21 protein-coding genes and 1 tRNA gene are annotated in these 23187 nt (G+C 67.6%); 20 read left to right on the top strand and 2 right to left on the bottom strand.

Annotated elements, in window-relative coordinates:
- The first annotated feature begins 3 nt into the window (after window positions 1–3).
- The 16 genes from rpe to ACFC14_RS14635 all read left to right on the top strand — a co-directional run bounded on the left by rpe (window position 4) and on the right by ACFC14_RS14635 (window position 16894).
- The gene (rpe, locus tag ACFC14_RS14710) at window positions 4–684 is read left to right on the top strand and encodes a ribulose-phosphate 3-epimerase (RefSeq protein ID WP_376105929.1); all 681 of its coding nucleotides are present in this window, start codon (window positions 4–6) and stop codon (window positions 682–684) included.
- A complete protein-coding gene (locus ACFC14_RS14705) occupies window positions 681–944 on the top strand; it encodes a phosphoribosyl-ATP diphosphatase (protein ID WP_017202142.1) in 264 nt (87 codons plus the stop codon). The genes rpe and ACFC14_RS14705 overlap by 4 nt, the downstream gene beginning before the upstream one ends.
- 39 nt (window positions 945–983) lie before the next feature.
- Window positions 984–1826 (top strand): ATP phosphoribosyltransferase, encoded by an 843-nt coding sequence (gene hisG / locus ACFC14_RS14700; protein WP_376105925.1) that lies wholly within the window; start codon window positions 984–986, stop codon window positions 1824–1826.
- Entirely contained in the window at window positions 1826–2587 is a 762-nt protein-coding gene (hisF, locus tag ACFC14_RS14695; protein WP_376105922.1) for an imidazole glycerol phosphate synthase subunit HisF, read from the top strand. Before hisG ends, hisF begins: the two co-directional genes overlap by 1 nt.
- Window positions 2584–2943, top strand: coding sequence for a phosphoribosyl-AMP cyclohydrolase (gene hisI, locus ACFC14_RS14690; protein WP_136043936.1), 360 nt, complete (start codon window positions 2584–2586; stop codon window positions 2941–2943). Before hisF ends, hisI begins: the two co-directional genes overlap by 4 nt.
- Window positions 2940–3527, top strand: a complete 588-nt coding sequence (locus tag ACFC14_RS14685; RefSeq protein WP_376105918.1) for a Trp biosynthesis-associated membrane protein — start codon at window positions 2940–2942, stop codon at window positions 3525–3527. Before hisI ends, ACFC14_RS14685 begins: the two co-directional genes overlap by 4 nt.
- Before the next feature lie 48 nt (window positions 3528–3575).
- Window positions 3576–3806, top strand: coding sequence for an HGxxPAAW family protein (locus ACFC14_RS14680; RefSeq protein WP_376105915.1), 231 nt, complete (start codon window positions 3576–3578; stop codon window positions 3804–3806).
- The gene (gene trpC, locus ACFC14_RS14675; protein WP_376105912.1) at window positions 3806–4579 is read left to right on the top strand and encodes an indole-3-glycerol phosphate synthase TrpC; all 774 of its coding nucleotides are present in this window, start codon (window positions 3806–3808) and stop codon (window positions 4577–4579) included. The genes ACFC14_RS14680 and trpC overlap by 1 nt, the downstream gene beginning before the upstream one ends.
- Window positions 4579–5847, top strand: a complete 1269-nt coding sequence (gene trpB / locus ACFC14_RS14670) for a tryptophan synthase subunit beta (RefSeq protein ID WP_376107215.1) — start codon at window positions 4579–4581, stop codon at window positions 5845–5847. The genes trpC and trpB overlap by 1 nt, the downstream gene beginning before the upstream one ends.
- Window positions 5844–6647, top strand: coding sequence for a tryptophan synthase subunit alpha (trpA, locus tag ACFC14_RS14665; RefSeq protein WP_376105909.1), 804 nt, complete (start codon window positions 5844–5846; stop codon window positions 6645–6647). Before trpB ends, trpA begins: the two co-directional genes overlap by 4 nt.
- 10 nt (window positions 6648–6657) lie before the next feature.
- The gene (gene lgt, locus ACFC14_RS14660; protein ID WP_376105907.1) at window positions 6658–7683 is read left to right on the top strand and encodes a prolipoprotein diacylglyceryl transferase; all 1026 of its coding nucleotides are present in this window, start codon (window positions 6658–6660) and stop codon (window positions 7681–7683) included.
- Between the two features lie 145 nt (window positions 7684–7828).
- Window positions 7829–12352 carry a glutamate synthase large subunit gene (gene gltB, locus ACFC14_RS14655; RefSeq protein ID WP_376107212.1) on the top strand — a complete coding sequence of 1508 codons (4524 nt, stop codon included), beginning with the start codon at window positions 7829–7831 and terminating at the stop codon, window positions 12350–12352.
- On the top strand, window positions 12345–13811 hold the full coding sequence (locus tag ACFC14_RS14650; protein ID WP_376105904.1) for a glutamate synthase subunit beta: 1467 nt from the start codon (window positions 12345–12347) through the stop codon (window positions 13809–13811). The genes gltB and ACFC14_RS14650 overlap by 8 nt, the downstream gene beginning before the upstream one ends.
- A 59-nt stretch (window positions 13812–13870) precedes the next feature.
- The gene (pyk, locus tag ACFC14_RS14645; protein ID WP_376105901.1) at window positions 13871–15319 is read left to right on the top strand and encodes a pyruvate kinase; all 1449 of its coding nucleotides are present in this window, start codon (window positions 13871–13873) and stop codon (window positions 15317–15319) included.
- A gap of 109 nt (window positions 15320–15428) precedes the next feature.
- Window positions 15429–16244, top strand: a complete 816-nt coding sequence (locus ACFC14_RS14640) for an alpha/beta fold hydrolase (protein ID WP_376105898.1) — start codon at window positions 15429–15431, stop codon at window positions 16242–16244.
- Window positions 16178–16894, top strand: a complete 717-nt coding sequence (locus ACFC14_RS14635; protein WP_376105895.1) for an esterase/lipase family protein — start codon at window positions 16178–16180, stop codon at window positions 16892–16894. Before ACFC14_RS14640 ends, ACFC14_RS14635 begins: the two co-directional genes overlap by 67 nt.
- A gap of 95 nt (window positions 16895–16989) precedes the next feature.
- Here ACFC14_RS14635 and ACFC14_RS14630 read toward each other — a convergent pair.
- Window positions 16990–17072, bottom strand: a tRNA-Leu gene (locus ACFC14_RS14630).
- A 99-nt stretch (window positions 17073–17171) separates the two neighbouring features.
- Between ACFC14_RS14630 and ACFC14_RS14625 the strand changes: the two genes are divergently transcribed.
- Both ACFC14_RS14625 and ACFC14_RS14620 read left to right on the top strand, forming a co-directional pair.
- Entirely contained in the window at window positions 17172–17792 is a 621-nt protein-coding gene (locus ACFC14_RS14625; RefSeq protein ID WP_017830602.1) for an ANTAR domain-containing response regulator, read from the top strand.
- Window positions 17793–17794: 2 nt separating this feature from the next.
- Window positions 17795–18370 carry a GNAT family N-acetyltransferase gene (locus ACFC14_RS14620; protein ID WP_376105890.1) on the top strand — a complete coding sequence of 192 codons (576 nt, stop codon included), beginning with the start codon at window positions 17795–17797 and terminating at the stop codon, window positions 18368–18370.
- Here the strand turns inward: ACFC14_RS14620 and ACFC14_RS14615 are convergent.
- Window positions 18345–18773: a hotdog fold thioesterase gene (locus ACFC14_RS14615; RefSeq protein ID WP_136043926.1), complete on the bottom strand. Its 429-nt coding sequence runs from the start codon at window positions 18771–18773 to the stop codon at window positions 18345–18347. The genes ACFC14_RS14620 and ACFC14_RS14615 overlap by 26 nt on opposite strands.
- Window positions 18774–18818: 45 nt before the next feature.
- On the opposite strand from ACFC14_RS14615, the gene polA reads away from it, so the two are divergent.
- Both polA and ACFC14_RS14605 read left to right on the top strand, forming a co-directional pair.
- A complete protein-coding gene (gene polA, locus ACFC14_RS14610) occupies window positions 18819–21452 on the top strand; it encodes a DNA polymerase I (protein WP_376105886.1) in 2634 nt (877 codons plus the stop codon).
- 41 nt (window positions 21453–21493) lie between these two features.
- Window positions 21494–23170: a DUF885 domain-containing protein gene (locus tag ACFC14_RS14605; protein ID WP_376105883.1), complete on the top strand. Its 1677-nt coding sequence runs from the start codon at window positions 21494–21496 to the stop codon at window positions 23168–23170.
- The last annotated feature ends 17 nt before the right edge of the window (window positions 23171–23187 follow it).

Genomic DNA, 23187 nt, shown 5'->3' with positions numbered 1-23187 from the left:
ACCGTGGATCTGCCTCGCGCGCCGCGCATCAACCCGAGCATCCTCGCCGCCGACTTCGTGAACATGCAGGCGGATCTCGCCCGCATCGCGACAGCGGACTTCGCGCACGTCGATGTGATGGACAACCACTTCGTCCCGAACCTGACGTTCGGGCCGCAGATGGTCGAGCGCATCCAAGCGACCAGCCCCATCCCGCTCGACGTGCACCTGATGATCACAGATCCGGAACGCTGGGCACCGGAATATGCCGAGATCGGTGCGGCGAGCGTCACGTTCCACCTCGAGGCGGCCGCCGATCCCGTTGCCCTCGCCCGTCGACTGCGCGACATCGGTTCCCGCGCCGGCGTCGCGGTGAAGCCGGGGACCCCGGTCGAGTCGCTCTTCGAGGTGCTCGACGAGTTCGATCAGATCCTCGTGATGACGGTCGAGCCGGGATTCGGGGGACAGAGCTTCATGCCCGAGACGATGCCGAAGCTGCGTTCCCTCGCCGAGGAGGCGCGTCGGCGCGGCTCGTCCGTCTGGCTCCAGGTCGACGGTGGAATCTCGGACAGCACGATCGAGCATGCCGCCGCTGCCGGGGCCGACACCTTCGTGGCCGGTTCGGCCGTGTACGGTGCCGACGACATCGAAGCGGCCGTCACCCGGCTGAGAGACCTCGCCAGAGCCGGTAACCTGGAATCGTGAAGACTTTCGACGAGCTGTTCGCCGAGCTCAGCGTCAAGGCCGAGACCCGTCCCGAAGGATCGGGCACGGTCGCGGAGCTCGACGGCGGCGTGCACACGATCGGCAAGAAGATCGTCGAAGAGGCCGCCGAGGTGTGGATGGCGTCGGAGTACGAGTCCGACGAGGCAGCCGCCGAGGAGATCTCGCAGCTGCTCTATCACGTCCAGGTGATGATGCTCGCGAAAGGCCTCAGCCTGCAAGACGTCTACCGACATCTGTGATGCGCTCCGTTCCTCTCCTCTCGAACTGAAAGCAACTCCATGCTGCGCATCGCCGTTCCCAACAAGGGCTCGCTCTCCGAGACAGCCGCCGACATGCTCTCCGAGGCGGGTTATGCGGGCCGCCGCGACCCCAAGACCCTCCATGTCATCGACGCCGAGAACGACGTCGAGTTCTTCTTCCTGCGTCCCAAGGACATCGCGACCTATGTCGGCTCCGGCGCGATCGATGTGGGCATCACCGGTCGTGACCTGCTGCTCGACGCCCGCATGCCGGGCGCACGCGAGATCGAGGCGCTCGGGTTCGCCGGCTCCACGTTCCGCTTCGCGGCACCCACCGGCCGCTACACCGATGTGGCCGAGCTCGACGGGTTGCGCATCGCCACCTCCTATCCCGGATTGGTCGACGCGTTCCTCGACGAACGCGACATCGCCGTAGACCTGGTTCCGCTCGACGGAGCGGTCGAGTCGGCCGTCCGTCTCGGTGTCGCCGACGCGGTGGCCGATGTCGTCGAGACGGGGACCACACTCCGTCAGGCTGGACTCGAGGTCTTCGGCCCGGTCATCCTTCAATCGGAGGCCGTGCTCATCGCCGGTCCCGCCGATGCCGAGGGCGCCGAGACGCTTCTGCGCCGGCTTCGCGGTGTCATGGTGGCTCGTCGTTTCGTCATGATCGACTACGACCTGCCGGCAGCTCTGCTCGACGAGGCCGTGAAGATCGCCGGTGGCGTCGAGTCGCCGACCGTCTCACCGCTGCGGGATCCGGAATGGGTGGCCGTGCGCGTCATGGTCGCTCGCACCCGCGTGAATCCTGTGATGGATGCGCTCTACGCGCTCGGCGCCCGCGCCATCCTGGTCACTGCCATCCACAACGCGAGGCTCTGATGACACTCGCCAGCCGTGTCATCCCGTGTCTGGATGTGGCCGAGGGCCGTGTGGTCAAGGGCGTGAACTTCGAGAACCTGCGTGACATGGGCGACCCGGTCGAACTCGCTAGGCACTATGCGGCGCAGGGCGCCGACGAGATCACATTCCTCGACGTGACGGCAACGGTCGATGCGCGCGCCACGACCTATGACGTCGTGCAGCGCACCGCGGAGCAGGTCTTCGTGCCGCTCACGGTCGGCGGGGGAGTGCGCAGCGCCGAGGACGTCGCCCGGCTCCTCTCGGTCGGCGCCGACAAGGTCGGAGTCAACTCGGCCGCCATCGCGCGCCCCGAGCTGATCGGCGAGATCGCCGACCGCTTCGGCGCGCAGGTGCTCGTCCTGTCACTCGACGTGAAGCGGGCGGGGACCACGCCCTCCGGTTTCGTCGTCACCACACACGGCGGTCGCACACAGACCACCCTCGACGCGGTCGCCTGGGCGCGAGAGGCCGTCGAACGGGGGGCCGGCGAGCTGCTGGTCAACTCGATCGATGCCGACGGCACGCGGGACGGCTTCGACCTCGAGCTCGTGCGGCTCATGCGGGAAGCAGCTTCCGTTCCCGTCATCGCGTCGGGCGGTGCAGGTCAGGTGTCCGATTTCGCGCCGGCCATCAAGGCCGGGGCCGATGCAGTCCTCGCAGCGAGCGTCTTCCACACGGGGGCACTCACGGTCGGCGACGTAAAAGAGGCCCTTCGCGCAGAAGGAGTGGTGGTCCGATGACCTCCGTGGAAGAACGCATCGCGCAGGTCGCGTTCAACGCCGATGGACTGGCACCGGTGATCGTCCAGCAGTTCGACACGCACGAGGTGCTGATGCTCGCGTGGGTGGATGCCGAGGCGCTGCGGCGCACCCTGACGTCTGGGCGGGCCACCTACTGGTCGCGGTCCCGCCAGGAGTACTGGCGCAAGGGCGACACGTCGGGACACATCCAGGTCGTGCACGAGGCGCGTCTCGACTGCGACGGCGATGCCATCCTGCTCCTGGTCGCCCAGACCGGCCCCGCCTGCCACACCGGCACGCGCACCTGTTTCGACACGACCGACCTCGAGGCGACGACCGGGACGGCTCAGGCATGACCTTCGCACAGCGCGGTCGCTCTCTCTCCGTCTCCGGCTTCCTGCTCGCCGGTGCCATCGGCATCATCTCGTCGACCCAGACCTGGCTGACGGTCGAGCGTGCCGATGCGGGCGAGGCGATCCTGGTCCCGGGAGCCTCGGCCCTTGTGCTGCTCGCCCCCCTCAGTCTCGCGGTGCTCGCCCTCGGAGCGGCACTCGCCATCTCCGGCAAGGTCGTGCGCCTCATCTTCGGCGTGCTCGCGGCCGCGACGGCGCTGTTCCTCGGCTGGTCGACGATCCAGCTGCTCCTGACCGAGCCTTTCGACGCCGTCGCCGCGACCGTGACCGAGGTCACGGGGCTCGCCGGCGGTGGAGCGGTCCACGAGGTCGTCACGAGCATCGTCCCCTCGGCCTGGCCGTACATCGCTCTCGTCGGATGGGTTATCCTGCTCGCCGCATCCGTGGTGGTCCTCACGACCTGGCGGGCGTGGAAGGCCGGCGGCCGGCGCTACCGCACCGACCACGTCGAGGCCGCCCACGACGCCCCCGTGGACGCGGTCGATTCCTGGGACGAGCTGTCCCGGGGAACCGATCCGACGCGTTGACCCCGATAGACTGATTCCGAACTGCACGTCGTCCCCCCGGAGGAGAACATGACCAACCCGATCGCCGATCCCGGCCACGGACACTCACCTGCAGCCTGGACCGCCGTCGTGATCATGCTGGTCGGCGTCGCCGCCGCCACCGTCGCATTCTGCTTCGAGCAGCCCACCCTCGTGATCATCTCGGTCGCGCTCATCCCGATCGGTGCGATCGTGGGCTGGGCCCTGGCCAAGGCCGGCTACGGCGTGAAGGGTCCGAAGTACGCTCCGAAGGCGCACTAATGGTCCTCGCCGACCTGACGGCCGGCGCAGTCGCAGACGCTGAGCGTCGCGCTCTGTCGCGCCCGCTGGAGGCCGTCGAGCGGGCAGCACTCGCGCGCCCGGCCGCCAAGGACGCCCTTTCGTTCCTCGCGCCCGCCGACAGCGTCAAGATCATCGCGGAGGTCAAGCGCGCCAGCCCCTCGCGCGGTGCACTCGCCGAGATCCCTGACCCTGCTCTTCAGGCATCCCTGTACGAGACGGGTGGAGCGTCCGCCATCAGCGTGCTCACCGAGGAACGTCGCTTCGGCGGCAGCCTGGCCGACCTCGAAGCCGTCACGGCCCGCGTCTCGCTGCCGGTGCTTCGCAAGGACTTCATCGCCACCCGCTATCAGGTGCTCGAGGCTCGCGCTGCGGGTGCCGATCTGGTGCTGCTGATCGTCGCCGGTCTCGAACACGATGTCCTCCGCGACCTGTTCGGCTTCATCGGCGAGCTGGGCATGACGCCGCTCGTCGAGACGCATTCGGCCGATGAGCTCGAAGCCGCGATCGACCTGGGGGCGCCGTTGATCGGTGTGAACGCACGCGATCTGAAGACCCTCGAGCTCGATCGCGACCTGTTCGGACGCCTGGTCGAGCGCATCCCGGAGACCGCGGTCAAGATCGCCGAATCCGCGGTGCTCACGCCCGCCGACGTCGTGCACTACCGCTCCGCCGGCGCCGACGTCGTCCTGATCGGCGAGGCACTCGTGACCGGCGATCCGGTCGCCACCCTCAAGAGTTTCCTGGAGGCATGATGAGCCTGCGCGACCAGCACGGCCCCTTCTTCGGCGAGTTCGGCGGGCGCTTCATGCCCGAATCGCTCATCGCCGCGATCGACGAGCTGACCGTCGCGTACGAGGAGGCGATCGTCGACCCGGCCTTCCGGGACGAGCTCGCACACCTTCTGAGCTCGTACGCGGGCCGCCCGTCGGCGATCACCGAGGTGCCGCGGTTCGCCGAGCACGCCGGTGGTGCGCGCGTCTTCCTCAAGCGTGAAGACCTGAACCATACGGGCTCCCACAAGATCAACAACGTGCTCGGCCAGGCGCTGCTCACCAAGCGACTCGGCAAGACGCGCGTGATCGCCGAGACGGGTGCCGGTCAGCACGGTGTCGCCACCGCAACCGCCGCCGCCCTGTTCGGCCTGGACTGCACGATCTACATGGGCGAGGTCGACACGGAGCGTCAGGCGCTCAACGTCGCCCGCATGCGCCTGCTCGGTGCGGAGGTCATCCCGGTCACCTCCGGTTCGCGCACCCTGAAAGACGCGATCAACGACGCCTACCGAGACTGGGTGGCGTCGGTCGAGACCACCAACTACATCTTCGGTACCGCCGCAGGACCGCACCCGTTCCCGGCGATGGTCCGCGATTTCCAGAAGATCATCGGCGAAGAAGCCCGCGCGCAGCTGCTCGACGAGGTCGGTCGGCTTCCCGATGCCGTCGTCGCATGCGTGGGCGGCGGGTCCAACGCGATCGGCATGTTCGATGCGTTCCTCGATGACGAGGGCGTCAAGCTCTACGGCGTGGAGGCGGCCGGTGACGGCGTCGACACCGAGAAGCACGCCGCGTCGATCGAGCGCGGACGACCGGGAGTCCTGCACGGGGCCAAGACCTACGTGCTGCAAGACGAAGACGGCCAGACGATCGAGTCGCACTCGATCTCCGCCGGCCTCGACTACCCGGGCGTCGGACCCGAGCACTCATGGCTCGCCGACATCGGCCGTGCGGAGTACATCCCGGCGACCGATGACGAGGCGATGCAGGCGCTGCGACTGCTCAGCCGCACCGAGGGCATCATCCCGGCCATCGAGTCGGCCCACGCCCTCGCCGGCGCGTTGCGGATCGGCCGCGAGCTCGGGCCGGACGGGCTCATCGCGATCTGCCTCTCCGGCCGCGGGGACAAGGACATGGACACGGCTGCGCGCTACTTCGAGCTCTACGACGAAGCCGCTCTCGCGCACGATGTCGCCGAGGAGAGCGAGGCCGAAGACACGGCCTCGAAGGGGGAGCCGCAGCTATGAGTCGCGTCGAACAGGCGATCCAGCGCGCACAGGATGCCGGTCGCAGCGCCTTCGTCGGCTACCTTCCCGTCGGGTTCCCCGATCTTCAGACGAGTATCCAGGCCGCCATCGCCCTGGCCGAGAACGGCGTCGACATCATCGAGCTGGGCCCGCCCTACAGCGACCCGGTGATGGACGGCGCGATCATCCAGGAGGCGACCACCACGGCTCTCGCCGCGGGGTTCCGGATGGCCGACCTGTTCACGGCGATCCGTGCGATCACCGCAGCCACCGACGTGCCCGTCCTCGTGATGACGTACTGGAACCCGGTCATGCAGTACGGAGTCGACCGCTACGCCGACGACCTGCTCGCCGCGGGCGGCGCGGGCCTGATCACGCCCGACATCACCCCGGACGCGGCAGGGGAGTGGATCGCCGCCAGTGAGCGGACAGGTCTCGACCGCGTGTTCCTGGCGGCGCCCACCTCCTCCGACGAGCGCCTCGAACTCGTCGTGAAGTCGTCCACCGGCTTCGTGTACACGGTCTCGACCATGGGGATCACGGGGGAGCGAGCCGAACTCGACCGCGCCGCCCGCACCCTGGTCGGCCGCCTCCGGGCGCACGGGGCTCATCGCGCCTGCGTGGGAATCGGCATCTCCACCGCCGAGCAGATCGCGGGGGTTTCCGAGTACGCCGACGGCGCGATCGTCGGAACCGCACTGGTCCGCGCCCTTCGTGACGGCGGCGTCCCCGCCCTCGCCGAGGTCACCCGAAACCTGGCTGCCGGCACTTCGTCGGCCCGCCCCGATACCGAGAACTAGAATCGCACTCATGTCACTCGCGTTCCCCAGCACCGTCACCAGCGTGCTCGCCAGCATCCCGAGCCCTCCGGTGTCGTACTTCGACCTCGGACCCGTACGGATCCACTTCTACGCGCTGTGCATCATCGCGGGCATCATCGCTGCGACGATCCTGACCAATCACCGCCTCACCAAGCGCGGAGCGGAGCCGTGGGTCGTGATCGACATCTCGATCCTCGCGGTGCCGCTGGCCATCATCGGTGCCCGCATCTTCCATGTGCTGACCCACCCGAACTTCTACTTCGGCGAGGGAAGGAACACCTGGAACCCGTTCGAGCCCGGCTCGGTGTGGGCCATCTGGGAGGGCGGGATCGCGATCTTCGGCGCCCTCATCGGCGGCGCGATCGGCGCCTACCTCGGCTGCCGCTGGACGGGCATCCGCTTCTGGACGTTCGCCGACGCTCTGGCGCCCGGCCTGCTGCTGGCTCAGGCCATGGGTCGCTTCGGCAACTGGTTCAACCACGAGCTCTTCGGCCTTCCCACCGACCTGCCGTGGGGGCTGGAGATCGAGTCGACGAACTCGGCATTCCCGGCGGGCCTGCCGGAAGGCACGCTGTTCCATCCGACCTTCCTGTACGAGGTGATCTGGAACGGCCTGGGCGTGCTGGTGCTCCTGTGGCTCGGTCGCAAGCTCTTCTTCCAGTGGGGCCGCCTGTTCGCGATCTACCTCATCTGGTACAGCGCCGGTCGCATCGTCTGGGAGTCGATCCGCATCGATCCGAGCGAGATCATCCTGGGGCTGCGCAGCAACGTCTGGGCCGCGATCATCGGCGTGGTCGTCGGACTCGTGATCCTCGTCGTGCAGACGCGTCGTCACCCCGGTCTCGAGCCGTCGCCCTACCAGCCGGGCCGCGAAAAGGTCGACGCCGACGCTGATGTACAATCGCAGAACAATCCCTCTGACTTCGTGGACGTGAGCGAGCCTCCGACCGAGGAAGTCACCGCAGGAGCCACTGCCACAAGCACTGCTTCCACGAGCGAGGACGGCTCCCGATAACAACGCCACCTCGTGGCGGGAGAACCATTGCACTGAACGAGCGGGCCGACGTCGTCCCCGGGTTTCACTGAAGATCTGAGGACGGTAACTGGTGTACTTCCAGCCACCCTACGGCGCATCCGGCGCCTACCCCCCGAAGCAGGGCATGTACAACCCGGCGTTCGAAAAGGACGCCTGCGGCCTCGCCATGGTCGCGACCTTGCGCGGCGAAGCCGGGCACGACATCATCGCGTTGGCCCTCGAGGCCCTGCGCAACCTGGAGCACCGCGGAGCCATCGGCTCCGACGCGGGCACCGGGGACGGCGCCGGCATCCTGACGCAGATGCCCGATGCATTCCTCCGCGCAGTCGTCGGCTTCGAACTGCCGCCCGTGGGGGAGTACGCCGCTGGGTTGGCCTTCCTGCCTCGCGATTCGAGCGAGCGCCGCCAGCAGAAGGCCGGGATCGAGAAGATCGCCCGTTCCGAGGGACTCCGCGTTCTCGGCTGGCGCGAGGTCCCCACCGCCAACGAGAACCTCGGCAAGCTCGCCGATGAGGCGCGTCCCGCCTTCGAGCAGCTGTTCGTCAGCGCCGGCGGAGCGACCCACACCGATGCACCGCTCACGGGCATCGCCCTCGACCGGGTCGCCTACCGGCTGCGCAAGCGCGCCGGCCACGAGCTCGGTGCCTACTTCGTCTCCCTCTCGGCCCGCACGCTCGGGTACAAGGGCATGGTCACGACCCTGCAGCTCGAGCCGTTCTACCCCGACCTGCAGGATGAGCGCTTCGCGTCCGAGCTGGCCGTCGTGCACTCCCGCTACTCGACCAACACGTTCCCGTCGTGGCCGCTCGCACAGCCGCTGCGGATGCTCGCCCACAACGGCGAGATCAACACGGTCGGCGGAAACCGCAACTGGATGCGGGCCCGGCAATCGCAGCTCGAGTCCGAGCTGCTCGGCGACATCGCACCGCTGCTCCCGATCTGCACCGACGGCGCGAGCGACTCCGCCTCGTTCGACGAGGTCCTGGAACTGCTGACCCTCACGGGCCGGAGCCTGCCGCACGCCATCATGATGATGGTCCCGGAGGCGTACGAGAAGCAGGCCGACATCACGCCGGAGCTGCGTTCGTTCTACGAGTACCACTCCAACCAGATGGAGCCCTGGGACGGTCCGGCAGCCCTCATCTTCACCGACGGCACGCTCGTCGGTGCCACGCTCGACCGCAACGGCCTCCGCCCCGGGCGCTGGACCGAGACGACCGACGGCCTGGTCGTGATCGGCTCCGAGACCGGCGTACTGCAGTTCGAGCCCGAGCGCATCAAGCGTCGCGGCCGCCTGCAGCCCGGGAAGATGTTCCTGGTCGACACCTCGCAGCGTCGCATCGTCGAAGACAGCGAGATCAAGCACGACCTCGCCACGATGCACCCGTGGCAGGAGTGGCTGGATGCCGGCGCCGTGCGGCTCGCGGAGCTCCCCGAGCGCGAGCACATCGTGCACCCGCCGGCATCGATCACCCGTCGTCAGCGCACGTTCGGATACACCGAGGAAGAGGTCCGCATCCTCCTCACCCCGATGGGGCAGAACGGTGTCGAGCCGCTCGGCGCGATGGGGTCCGACACCCCGATCGCCGTGCTCAGCAAGCGTCCGCGCCTGCTGTTCGACTACTTCACGCAGCAGTTCGCGCAGGTCACGAACCCGCCCCTGGATTCGATCCGCGAAGAGGTGGTCACAAGCCTCAAGCTGGGCCTGGGCCCCGAGAGCAACCTGCTCTCCTGGGGACCGGAGCACACGCGTACCGTGTCGCTCGACTTCCCCGTGATCGACAACGACGAGCTCGCCAAGATCCGCCACATCGACAAGGCCATGCCCGGTCGGTCGAGTGCGACGATCCGCGGTCTCTACCACTTCGACGCGGGCCCCCAGACGCTGCAGGACCGGCTCACCGAGATGTGCGCCGAGGTCGACGAAGCGATCGAGAACGGCACCGAGTTCATCATCCTGTCCGACCGGGACTCGAACAAGGACCTGACGCCGATCCCATCGCTGCTCATGGTCTCTGCGATCCACCATCACCTCATCCGCCGTGAGAACCGGATGAAGGTCGGCCTGATCGTCGAAGCCGGCGATGTGCGCGAGGTGCACCACGTCGCGACGCTGATCGGCTACGGCGCCTCCGCCGTCAACCCGTATCTGGCGATGGAGTCGGTCGAGCACCTGGTGCGCACCGGTTACATCACCGGGATCTCTCCGGAGAAGGCTGTCAAGAACCTGATCTACGCGCTCGGCAAGGGTGTGCTGAAGATCATGTCGAAGATGGGCATCTCCACGGTGTCGTCGTATGCGGGGGCCCAGGTGTTCGAGGCGATCGGTCTCAGCCAGGAGTTCATCGACGCCTACTTCACGCGCACCGAGTCCAAGCTCGGCGGTATCGGCATCGAAGAGATCTTCGCCGAGAACCAGGCGCGTCACGATTACGCCTACCCGGAGGATGCCGCTGCCCGCGCGCACGAGCGTCTGTGGACCGGCGGCGAGTACCAGTGGCGGCGCGACGGCTCCCCGCACCTCTTCAACCCGGAGACGGTGTTCAAGCTGCAGCACTCGACCCGCACGCGGCGATACGACATCTTCCGCGAGTACACGAAGCTCGTCGACGAGCAGGCAGCCGAGCTGAAGACGCTCCGCGGCCTGTTCCAGCTGCGCACCGGAACCCGCAAGCCCGTGCCGCTGGACGAGGTCGAGCCCGTCTCCGCCATCGTCAAGCGCTTCTCCACGGGCGCGATGAGCTACGGCTCCATCTCGCGCGAGGCGCACGAGACCCTCGCGATCGCGATGAACAGCATCGGCGGCAAGTCGAACACCGGCGAGGGCGGCGAGGATCCGGACCGGCTGCTCGACCCGCAGCGCCGCAGCTCGATCAAGCAGGTGGCTTCCGGACGCTTCGGCGTGACCAGCCTGTACCTCACAGAGTCGGACGACATCCAGATCAAGCTCGCCCAGGGTGCCAAGCCCGGCGAGGGCGGTCAGCTGCCTCCGACCAAGGTGTATCCGTGGGTGGCGCGCACCCGTCACGCGACGGCCGGCGTGGGACTCATCTCGCCCCCGCCGCACCACGACATCTACTCGATCGAAGACCTCAAGCAACTCATCTTCGACCTGAAGCGGGCGAACCCCGAGGCGCGCATCCACACGAAGCTCGTGAGCCAGTCGGGTATCGGTGCGGTGTCCGCGGGTGTGGCCAAGGCGCTCAGTGACGTCATCCTGGTCTCCGGCCACGACGGCGGAACGGGTGCGAGCCCCTTGAACTCGCTCAAGCACGCCGGAACGCCGTGGGAGCTCGGTCTCGCCGAGACGCAGCAGACGCTCATGCTCAACGGCATGCGCGACCGCGTCGTGGTGCAGGTCGACGGACAGCTCAAAACGGGCCGCGATGTGATCATCGGCGCTCTGCTGGGTGCGGAGGAGTTCGGTTTCGCCACAGCTCCGCTCGTCGTCAGCGGCTGCATCATGATGCGCGTCTGCCACCTCGACACGTGCCCCGTGGGCGTCGCGACCCAGAACCCGGTGCTGCGTGAGCGGTTCACCGGCAAGCCGGAGTTCGTCGTCAACTTCATGGAGTTCATCGCCGAGGAGGTGCGTGAGCTGCTCGCGGAGCTCGGCTACCGTTCGCTCGACGAGATCATCGGCCGTGCCGACCTCATCGAGGTGAATGCTGCGGTCGAGCACTGGAAGGCCGAGGGCCTTGATCTGACGCCCGTGCTCGAAGGCCCGGTGTTCCCGGCGGGCGAGCCGCGTCGCAGCGGCCGCACGCAGGATCACGAGCTCGAGAAGCACTTCGACGTGCAACTGATCGACATCGCGAAGGGTGCGCTGCTCAACGGCGACCCGGTCGTGGTCGAGCTTCCCATCGCCAACACCGAGCGTGCGGTCGGCACGATGCTCGGTCACCAGGTGACCTCCCGGCACGGCGCCGCCGGTCTACCCGAGGGCACCATCGACGTCACGCTGCACGGCACCGCCGGACAGTCGCTCGGGGCGTTCCTCCCGCCGGGGATCGTGCTGCGCCTGGAGGGCGACGCGAACGACTACGTCGGCAAGGGACTCTCCGGTGGCGACATCACGATCCGTCCGCCGCGCGGTTCTGCGATCGCTCCGCACGAGAACGTGATCGCCGGCAACGTGATCGGCTACGGCGCGACCTCCGGGACGATGTTCATCTCGGGCGTCGTCGGCGAGCGGTTCCTCGTCCGCAACTCGGGTGCGACCGCGGTCGTCGAGGGCGTGGGCGACCACGCGCTGGAGTACATGACCGGCGGACTCGCCGTGATCCTGGGCTCGACCGGACGCAACTTCGGCGCCGGCATGTCCGGGGGAGTGGCCTACGTCCACGCGCTCGACACCAGCAAGGTGAACGCGCAGTCGCTCGGCAGCGGAGAGCTCCTGCTCGAACCGCTCGACCGTGCCGACCTCGAGGTGCTGCGCAGCCTGCTGGTCGCGCACGTCGAACGCACGGCCTCGCCGCGAGCATCCGAGCTGCTCGAGAATTTCGAGCAGACCGCTGCAGAGTTCGTCAAGGTGCTGCCTCGTGACTTCGCCGCCGTGCGGAGCATGCGCGAGGAGGCGCTGGCCGAGGGGATCGACCCCGACGGCGACATCGTGTGGAACCGCATCCTGGAGGTGACCGGTGGCTGACCCCAAAGGCTTTTTGAAGGTGACCGAGCGGGAGCTTCCCGCCCGTCGTCCCGTGCCCGTGCGCATCATGGACTGGAAAGAGGTCTATGAGCCCGGCGACAAGCAGGTGCTGCGTCGCCAGGCCGGTCGCTGCATGGATTGCGGCGTGCCGTTCTGCCACCAGGGCTGCCCGCTGGGCAACCTGATCCCCGAGTGGAACGACCTGACGTGGCGTGGCGAGGGTCGCGAGGCGATCGAGCGGCTGCACGCCACGAACAACTTCCCGGAGTTCACGGGGCGCCTGTGCCCCGCACCGTGCGAGAGCTCGTGCGTGCTCGGAATCAACCAGCCCGCCGTGACCATCAAGCAGATCGAGGTCTCGATCATCGACGAGGCCTTCGCGAAGGGCTGGGTCGAGGCGGAGCCGCCGGAGCGCCTGACCGGCAAGACGGTCGCGGTCGTCGGCTCGGGGCCCGCGGGTCTCGCCGCCGCTCAGCAGCTGACCCGCGCCGGTCACACCGTCGCGGTCTTCGAGCGCGACGACCGCATCGGCGGACTGCTGCGCTACGGCATCCCGGACTTCAAGATGGAGAAGTCGCAGCTCGAGTCGCGCCTGCGTCAGATGCAGGAGGAGGGCACGCGCTTCCGCGCGGGCGTCGAGATCGGCAAGGACATCTCGTGGGCCGACCTGCGGGCCCGCTACGACGCAGTCGTCATCGCGACCGGCTCGACCGTGCCACGTGACCTCGCGATCCCCGGACGCGACCTCGATGGGGTCCACTTCGCCATGGAGTACCTGGTCGAGTCGAACCACGCGGTCGCCGGTGACAAGGTCACCGACCAGATCAGCGCCGAGGGCAAGCACGTCATCGTGATCGGCGGCGGCGACACCGGAGCCGACTGCATCGGCACCGCGCACCGTCAGGGCGCGCTCAGCGTCACCAACCTCGCGATCGGCAAGCAGCCGGGAGACGCGCGTCCCGACCACCAGCCGTGGCCGATGATGCCGACGCTCTTCGAGGTCTCCTCGGCGCATGAGGAAGGCGGCGAGCGGGTCTTCCTCGCGTCGACCGTCGAGTTTCTCGCCAACGAAGTGGGTGAGGTCCGCGCACTGCGCGTGGCCGAGACCGAGTACATCGACGGCCGTCGCGTGCCCAAGAGCGGCACGGAGCGCGAGATCCCGGCCGACCTGATCCTGATCGCCATGGGCTTCACCGGGCCGGAGCAGGACGGATACACGGAGGAGACGCTTCCGCAGGTCACCGACCGTGGTGCTTTCCGTCGCGACTCCAGCTACGAGTCGACTGTTCCCGGCGTATTCGTCGCCGGCGACGCGGGGCGCGGCCAGTCGCTCATCGTCTGGGCCATCGCCGAGGGGCGCGCGGCCGCTGCGAACGTCGATCGGTTCCTGATGGGCACCACGGTTCTTCCCGAGCCGGTGCGCCCGAGTGATGTCGCGATCGGTCTCCAGCCCGCGTAGGCTGAGGCCGGCACCGTCGCCTGATTCACCTTCCCCCAACTTCTACCCTGGAGAATTCTTTGAGACGCGCGAAAATCGTCGCCACCCTGGGCCCCGCCACCTCGACATACGAGACGGTGCGTGCACTGATCGACGCGGGGGTGGATGTCGCTCGATTGAACCTCAGCCACGGTGACTACTCCGTGCACGAGAACAACTACGCCAACGTGCGTCGTGCCGCAGAGGACGCCGGCCGTGCGGTCGCCATCCTCGTCGACCTGCAGGGACCGAAGATCCGCCTCGGAAAGTTCGAGGGCGGCCCGTACGAGCTCGCCAAGGGCGACATCTTCAAGATCACCACCGAAGACATCATCGGCAACAAGGAGATCAGCGGCACCACGTTCAAGGGGCTTCCCCAAGACGTCAAGCCGGGCGACTTCCTTCTGATCGACGACGGCAAGGTGCGCGTCGAGGTCGTCGAGACCGATGGCGTGACCGTGACGACGAAGGTCATCGTCGCCGGTGCCGTGTCCAACAACAAGGGCATCAACCTTCCGGGTGTCGCCGTGAACGTTCCCGCACTCAGCGAGAAGGACGAGGATGACCTCCGTTGGGGCCTGCGCATCGGCGCCGACCTCATCGCCCTGTCGTTCGTCCGCAATGCCTCCGACGTCACCCGCGTGCACGAGATCATGGCGGAGGAGGGCGTTCGCGTCCCCGTCATCGCCAAGGTCGAGAAGCCGCAGGCCGTCGATGCGCTCGAGGAGATCGTCGATGCTTTCGACGCGATCATGGTCGCCCGTGGCGACCTCGGTGTCGAGCTTCCGCTCGAGGCCGTGCCGATCGTCCAGAAGCGCGCAGTCGAGCTCGCACGCCGCAACGCCAAGCCGGTCATCGTCGCGACGCAGATGCTCGAGTCGATGATCAGCAGCCCCGTCCCCACACGTGCCGAGACCTCGGACGTCGCGAACGCCGTCCTCGACGGTGCGGACGCGGTCATGCTCTCCGGCGAGACCAGCGTCGGAGACTACCCGGTCGTGGTCGTCGAGACCATGGCGCGGATCATCGCCTCCACCGAGGAGCACGGCCTGGAGCGCATCGCGCCGCTGACGAGCAAGCCCCGCACGCAGGGTGGTGCGATCACCCTCGCAGCGCTCGAGGTCGCCGAATTCGTCGACGCGAAGTTCCTGTGCGTGTTCACACAGTCCGGTGACTCCGCACGTCGCCTGTCGCGCCTGCGCTCGCGCATCCCGATGATCGCCTTCACGCCGGAGCCCGACATCCGCCGTCGCATGGCGCTCACGTGGGGCATCCGCTCGACCCTGGTCGACATGGTGCAGCACACCGACCTGATGTATCACCAGGTCGACGAGTATCTGCTCGGCAACAAGCTGGCCGAGGAAGGGGACAAGGTCGTCGTGATCTCCGGTTCCCCTCCTGGAATCATCGGATCGACGAACGACCTTCGCGTGCACAAGGTCGGCGATGCGATCCGCGGTGCAGCACCGATCTACAAGGCCGGCGTCTGACGCACAGCATCCAGAGGGGGCGGGACTTCGGTCTCGCCCCCTTTGTCGTGCGGCGGTGGGGCAGTCAACCCCGTGCTCCATTTCCACCACGTTGCGGTAGCTTCACAACATGAGCCCTTCCTGTCGTCGCGTCGTCGCCGACCGGATGACCTTCGGGCTCTGGGAGAGCCGACGGCCGCCGGGTGCGGATTCTCCTTCCGTCGTGCTCGTGCACGGGATCGGGATGTCGCATCGCTACCTGTCGCGGTTGCACGCCGTTCTCGCCGACCTCACGCACGTGGTGTCCGTGGACCTGCCGGGCTTCGCGGGGCTGCCCAAGCCCTCCGACGATCCCGATGTACGGCGGATGGGACGAGCGCTCTCGGAGGTGATCGCCTCACTGGGGGAGGAGCGCATCATCGTGGTCGGGCATTCGATGGGCGCGCAGTGGGCGGCTGAGGCCGTCCTGCATCGTCCGGAGCGCGTGCAGGCGGTCGTCGCGATCGGCCCTGTGGTGGACCAGCGCCATCGCAGCCTCATGGCTCAGGCCAGGGCACTTGCCGTCGACACGCTCGGCGAGACACCTCTCATCAACCTGATCGTGTTCGCCGACTATCTGCGCTGCGGAGTCCCGTGGTACCTGAAGCAGGCGCGGCACATGATCGCGCACCCGACCGAGCAGCGTTATGCCGAGCTGCAGCCGCCCGTGCTGGTGATCAGGGGCGGGGATGACCCGGTGGCAGGTCGGGCTTGGTGTCGTCGATTGCGCGATGCCGCGCGGGCTGCACGGCTCGTGGAGGTCCCGGGGCGTAACCACGTCGTGCAACACTCCGCTCCTCGCGCTGTCGCTGCTGCCATCATGGCGAACACCGTGGGGCCGTGGCCGCCGAGCGCGCGATCCGCGGCGCGCCGAACAACCGGGGGGAGCACATCATCGGCGTGCTGAGGAAGGCCGCCTGGTGGATCGCCGATTACGCATACGCAGGTTACTGGCAGGTGCGCGCGACGTTCGATCGCACCGATCCGGCGAGCTTCACCTCAGGGAGCGGGGCGCACATCGTCGTTCTCCCCGGAGTGTACGAGACGTGGAAGTTCATGCAGCCCCTCGTGGAGCAGATGCGGGCGAAGGGGCACGCCGTGCACATCGTCGACACGCTTCATCGGAACGAGCGACCGGTCGCCGACATCGCCGCCGCCGTGGCGGAGTTCCTGGAGCGACGTGAGCTCTCCGACGTGATCCTCGTCGCGCACAGCAAGGGCGGGCTCGCGGGGAAGCTCGTCATGACCGGTCCGGCGGGGGAGCGGGTGCGGTCGATGCTCGCCATCGCGACGCCGTTCGGTGGCTCGCGCTACGCCCGCCTGATGCTGTCGCGCACCCTGCGGGCCTTCTCCCCGGAAGACCCGTCGATCGTGGACATGGCCCGGCAGCTCACGGTCAATGAGCGGATCGTGTCGATCTATGCGGCGTTCGATCCCCACATCCCGGAGGGGAGTGAGCTGGCGGGCGCGAAGAACGTCCGACTTGAAACGGGCGGGCACTTCCGGATCCTCGCCCACCCTCGCGTCCTGGCCGAGCTGGCCGTCCTCGCCGAATAGGCCGGGGACGTCTTAGCGCGAGGCAACCGCTGCGGCGGGAACGAGCAGCACGCCCCAGCCCCAGCCCGTGATGCAGCGCTGGATCGCAATTCGTGTGCCGGCGGTGGGACTCGAACCCACACGCCCTTTCGGACAAAGCATTTTGAGTGCTCCGCGTCTGCCATTCCGCCACGCCGGCTCGTGTGTCGCGTCTACGACTTTAGCGCAGGGGAGGGGTTCGATCCTCCGCACCGAGCACCTACGGCCTGCTCACAGAGCTCTCCACTAGGATGGTTCTGTGACAGAGCAAGAAGAGCAGGCCGAGCAGCCCACGTCATCCGCCCCGCGACGCGTCGTCGTCGCCGAGGATGAGTCGCTGATCCGCCTCGACATCGTCGAGATCCTCCGCGACAACGGCTTCGATGTCGTCGGTGAGGCCGGTGACGGAGAGACCGCGGTCGCACTCGCGACCGAGCTGCGTCCCGACCTCGTCATCATGGACGTGAAGATGCCTCAGCTCGACGGCATCAGCGCCGCCGAGAAGCTGCACAAGGGCAACATCGCGCCGGTCGTCCTCCTCACGGCGTTCAGCCAGAAGGAACTCGTCGAGCGGGCGAGCGAAGCGGGCGCACTCGCCTACGTCGTGAAGCCGTTCACGCCGAACGACCTCCTCCCCGCGATCGAGATCGCCCTCGCCCGTCACGAGCAGATCATCACGCTCGAGGCCGAGGTCGCCGACATGGTCGAGCGTTTCGAGACCCGCAAGCTCGTCGACCGGGCCAAGGGCCTGCTCAACGAGAAGATGGGCCTGAGCGAGCCCGAGGCGTTCCGCTGGATTCAGAAGGCGTCCATGGACCGCCGCCTGACGATGCAGGACGTCGCCAAGGCGATCATCGAACAGCTCGCCCCCAAGAAGTAACGGTGAGCGCCGGAGTCCTCCGGCTGGATGGCGAGCACATCCTGCGACCCGTCCGCGTCGGCGACGGTGCAGCGCTTTCGAGAGCGTATCTGTCGAACCGGGATCACCTCGCGCCGTGGGAGCCGCTCCGCGACGAGTCGTTCTTCACCGTCGCCTCGCAGGAGCGTCACGCTCAGGAGAGTCTGTCCGACGCCGAGTCAGGTCGCAGCATCCGTTTCGTGATCGAGTCGGACGACGGTGAGATCCGTGGTCGGATGAACATCAACAACATCGTCCGCGGCGCGTTCTGGAGCGCAGATCTCGGCTATTGGGTCGATGCCGCAAGGCAGCGCAGAGGGTTGGCGAGCCGCGCTGTCGCACAAGTCCTGGAGTATTCGCGTGTCGAGCTGCGTCTGCACCGGATGCAGGCCGCGACGCTGCTGCACAACGTCGGATCCCAGCGCGTGCTGCTCGGAAACGGCTTCGAACGCATCGGGCTGGCGCCGAAGTATCTCCGCATCGCGGGGGAGTGGCAGGATCACCTGCTGTTCCAGCGGCTTCTGGAGGAACCGCTCAGCGCGCGGCGGGAACGTCCTTGATCATGTTCGTGATGCGGATCGTCGAGCAGCGGCGCCCCTGATCGTCGGTCACGACGATCTCGTGAACCGTGATGCTCCGCCCCAGGTGCACCGGTGTGCACACGCCCGTGACGACGCCGGACGTCGCCGAACGCGTGTGGGTGGCGTTGATGTCGACGCCGACCGCCAACCGACCGGCGCCGGCGTGGAGGTTCGCCGCCATCGAGCCGAGCGATTCTCCGAGCACCACGTACGCGCCGCCGTGCATGAGACCGACGGGCTGAGTGTTGCCCTCGACGGGCATCGTCGCGACGCAGCGATCGACGCTGAACTCGACGAACTCCATGCCCATCTTCTCGGCCAGAGCCCCCATCCCGCGGGCCGTGGCCCAGTCGAGACCCTCGCTCGTCGCGACGTCGCTCATGCATCCTCCTCAGCGGGTGTCTGTCGTCCTCGTTAGGCTGACAGGGTGACGGACTCCGCAAAGCCTACCCTCATGGTCGTCGACGGCCATTCGCTCGCCTACCGTGCCTTCTTCGCCCTTCCGGTCGAGAACTTCACGACGAAGGACAACCAGCACACGAACGGCATCTACGGCTTCTTGTCGATGCTGGTGAACCTCATCAAGGCCGAGCAGCCGACGCATCTGGCGATCGCCTTCGACACCTCGCGTCACTCGTTCCGTACCGACGAATACCCGGAGTACAAGGCCACGCGCTCGGAGTCGCCACAGGAGTTCAAGGGGCAGATCCCGCTGCTGCAGGACTGCCTCGCCGCCATGTCGATCCCGGTCCTGACGAAAGAGGGGATCGAGGCCGACGACATTCTGGCGACGCTCGCGTCCCAGGGCGCGGAGCAGGGCTACGAGGTGCTCGTCGTCTCCGGCGACCGTGACACCATCCAGCTCGTCAACGACGACGTGACGCTGCTGTACCCGTCGGTTCAGGGCGTGTCCCAACTCAAGCGCTACGACCCGACGACCGTCCAGGAGCGCTACGGCGTGCGACCGGAGCAGTACCCCGATATCGCGGCCCTCGTCGGCGAGACCAGCGACAACCTGCCGGGCGTGCCGAAGGTCGGCGAGAAGACCGCGGTCAAGTGGCTCACGCAGTTCGGCTCACTCGACGAGCTGATCGCACGCGCTGATGAGATCAAGGGTGTGGTCGGTGGCAATCTCCGCGATCACATCGACGACGTGCGGCGCAACCGCAAGCTCAACCGTCTGCTCACCGATGTGGAACTTCCGGTCGGACCCGCCGAACTCGCGGTCGCGCCGATCGATGCGCAGGCCGTGCGTGACATCTTCGCGCGTCTGGAGTTTCGCACGCTTCTGCCGCGGGTCTTCGAGGCCGTCGGAGCCGGCGACGTCGCCGACGACCCGGCCTCCGTCGTCGTCCTTCCCGTCCCGGCCGAGGTCACCCCCGTTGAGCTCGCGACCTGGGCCGCAGCGCAGGACGGCGATGTCTCCCTCCGCGTCGCCACCCAGGGCGGCGTCCCGGTGCGCATCGGCGTCGCCACGCTGACCGAGCTCCGCGAGGCCGACTGGACGGATGCCGCCGCCGAAGACCTGCGCGAATGGATCGAATCCGACGCGCCGAAGGTCCTGCACGATGCGAAGCCGCAGGTGAAGGCAATGATCCGTCAGGGCATCCGGCTTCGTGGTCTCGCGTACGACACGAGCCTGGCCGGCTGGCTACTGCGCCCGAGCTTCCCCGACAAGACCCTCGCCGACCTGGTGGAGCGCTACCTGGGCGAGAAGCTGCCTGAGGCCGACCCGTCGCAGCTCGTGCCCGAGACGGAGGGCGCGACGCCGTCGCAGGAGGCGTGGTTCGCCCTGCGCGTCGCAGATGCGCTGCGGGAAGACATCCCGGAGTCGGTCGGCAAGGTCCTCGTCGACATCGAGCTGCCGACGCTGCTCACCCTCGCCGACATGGAGGTCGCCGGTGTGGCGGTCTCCCACGAGGTGCTCTCGACCTTCTCCGGCGAGCTCGCCACGCGCGCCGAGGGGCTTGCGCAGGAGGCGTTCTCCGTCGTCGGGCGTGAGTTCAATCTCGGCTCGCCCAAGCAGCTGCAGGAGGTCCTTTTCGAAGACCTCCAGCTCCCGAAGACCCGCAAGACGAAGACGGGTTACTCGACGGATGCGGCGGTGCTCGCCGACCTTCAGGAGAGCCACCCGCATCCTTTCCTGAGCCTGCTCCTGCAGCATCGTGAAGCGACCAAGCTGCGTCAGATCATCGAATCGCTCGACACGGCGATCGGCGACGACCACCGTGTGCACACGACCTACGTACAGACCGGCAGCCAGACCGGGCGCCTCTCCAGCACCGACCCCAACCTGCAGAACATCCCGGTTCGCACGGAGGAGTCGCGCCGCATCCGCAGCGCGTTCGAGGTCGGCGAAGGGTATGAGGCTCTTCTCACCGCCGACTACTCGCAGATCGAGATGCGCATCATGGCGCACCTGTCGGGTGACGAAGGCCTGATCGAGGCGTTCAACAGCGGTGAAGATCTGCACCGCTTCGTGGGTGCGCGGGTCTTCGGCGTCGAGCCGAGCGAGGTGACGCCCGCGATGCGGACCAAGGTCAAGGCGATGTCGTACGGCCTGGTCTACGGGCTCTCGGCGTTCGGGCTCTCCAAGCAGCTGCGCATCGAGCAGTCCGAGGCCAAGCAGCTCATGGTCGAGTACTTCGCTCGTTTCGGCGCGGTGCGCGACTACCTGCGCGCCTCGGTCATGAAGGCCAAGGAAGTCGGCTACACCGAGACGATCTTCGGCCGCCGTCGTCCGTTCCCCGACCTCGCGAGCCCCAACCGTGTGCTCCGTGAGAACGCGGAGCGTGCGGCACTCAACGCGCCGATCCAGGGCAGCGCGGCAGACATCATGAAGATCGCCCTGCTGCACATCCACGACGACCTGCGGTCCGAACACCTCTCCTCGCGGGTGCTGCTGCAGATTCACGATGAGCTCGTGGTCGAAGTCGCTCCGGGGGAGTGGGATGCCACCGAGCGCATCGTCCGCGCGCGCATGGGCGATGCGGCCGAGTTGTCCGTGCCGCTCGACGTGCAGGTCGGTCGTGGTCGCGACTGGAACGAAGCCGCGCACTGACCTCCGGCGGTGGAGGGGGCCCGGGGATTAGGCTGGCAGTTATGACTTCAGCTCCCCGCACCCCCTCCGCCATCGACGCAGTCGCCGATGAATGGGTCGACAAGATCGCGGTTCTGGCGCCCACTCTCGGCACCTATATCGGCCGCGACGAGGTGAACGATCGTTTCGGCGATCTGAGCCCGGCCGGCCATGAGGAGATCGCCGCGGCGACCCGCTCGACCCTCGACAAGCTGTCTGCCCTCACTCCTGTCGACGCGATCGACGAGGTCACCAAGACCGATCTCAGCGCGGAACTCCGCCTCGATCTCGAGCTTCACGATGCGAAATGGCATCTGCGCGATCTCAACGTCATCGCTTCGGCCGCGCAGGATGTACGTTCGGCGTTCGACCTGATGCCGACATCGACGGTCGATGACTGGGACGTCGTTGCGACTCGCCTCGCCGCCGTCCCCGGAGCGCTCCGTGGCTACGTCGAGACGCTTCGCACGGGCATCGCCGAGGGCGTCATGCCCGCGCGCCGCCAGGTGGTCGAGGTCGCCACCCAGATCGACCGCTACACCGCCGACGACGGGTTCTTCGCCGCGTTCGTGGCCGAAGCCGACCCCGACGAGGGTCAGCTTCCCGCGTCCCTGGCTCGCACGCTCGCCGACAACTCCGCCGCCGCACGAGTCGCCTACGACGAGCTGCGTCGGTTCCTCGCTGAGGAGCTCGCCCCGGCGGCCGGCGATGTCGACGCCGTGGGTCGCGAACTGTACGCGCTCAACTCCCGCCGATTCCTCGGTGCGACGATCGATCTCGATGAGACGTACGAATGGGGCCGAGAAGAACTCGCGCGCATGGTCGCAGAGCAGACCGCGATCGCGAACGAGATCCTCCCCGGAGTCTCGGTCGAAGAGGCGGTGGCTCATCTCGAAGCCGATCCCGCCCGCAAGCTCGTCGGCACGGATGCGCTCCAGAAGTGGATGCAGGAGACCAGCGATCGTGCCGTCGCCGAGCTCGGCGCCTCGCACTTCGACATCCCGGAGGCGATCCGCACCCTGGAGTGCATGATCGCCCCCACGCAAGAGGGCGGCATCTACTACACCGGCCCGACAGACGACTTCTCACGTCCCGGTCGTATGTGGTGGTCCGTTCCCGAGGGCGTCACGGAGTTCGACACCTGGCGCGAACTCACCACCGTCTTCCATGAGGGCGTCCCCGGTCACCACCTTCAGATCGCGCAGGCCGTTTACAACCGCGCCGAGCTCAACTCCTGGCGCCGTCTGCTCGCGGGCACCTCGGGCCATGCCGAGGGATGGGCGCTCTATGCAGAGCGTCTGATGGAGCAGCTCGGCTACCTCGACGATCCGGCCGACCGCCTCGGAATGCTCGATGGGCAGCGCATGCGGGCAGCCCGCGTCGTGCTCGACATCGGCGTGCACCTCGGCAAGCCGCGGCTCGACGGTGACGGCGTCTGGGATGCGGACTACGCCCTCGAATTCATGCGCCGCAACGTGAACATGTCCGATCAGTTCGTGCAGTTCGAGGTGAACCGCTACCTCGGCTGGCCGGGTCAGGCACCGTCGTACAAGGTGGGTCAGCGCATCTGGGAGCAGGTCCGTGACGGTGTGCGGGCCGCCGAGGGCGACTCTTTCTCCTTCAAGGAGTTCCACAAGAGAGCGCTCGACATCGGTGGCGTCGGCCTCGACACGCTGCGCACGACGCTGCTGCCCCGCTGACGGGAATGCTGTCCAGC

Source organism: Microbacterium sp. NPDC055988 (genome assembly GCF_042269505.1).
GTDB lineage: Bacteria > Actinomycetota > Actinomycetes > Actinomycetales > Microbacteriaceae > Microbacterium.
The sequence above is the reverse complement of the archived record's forward strand: the minus strand, read 5'-3'. Positions and strand labels throughout refer to the sequence as shown.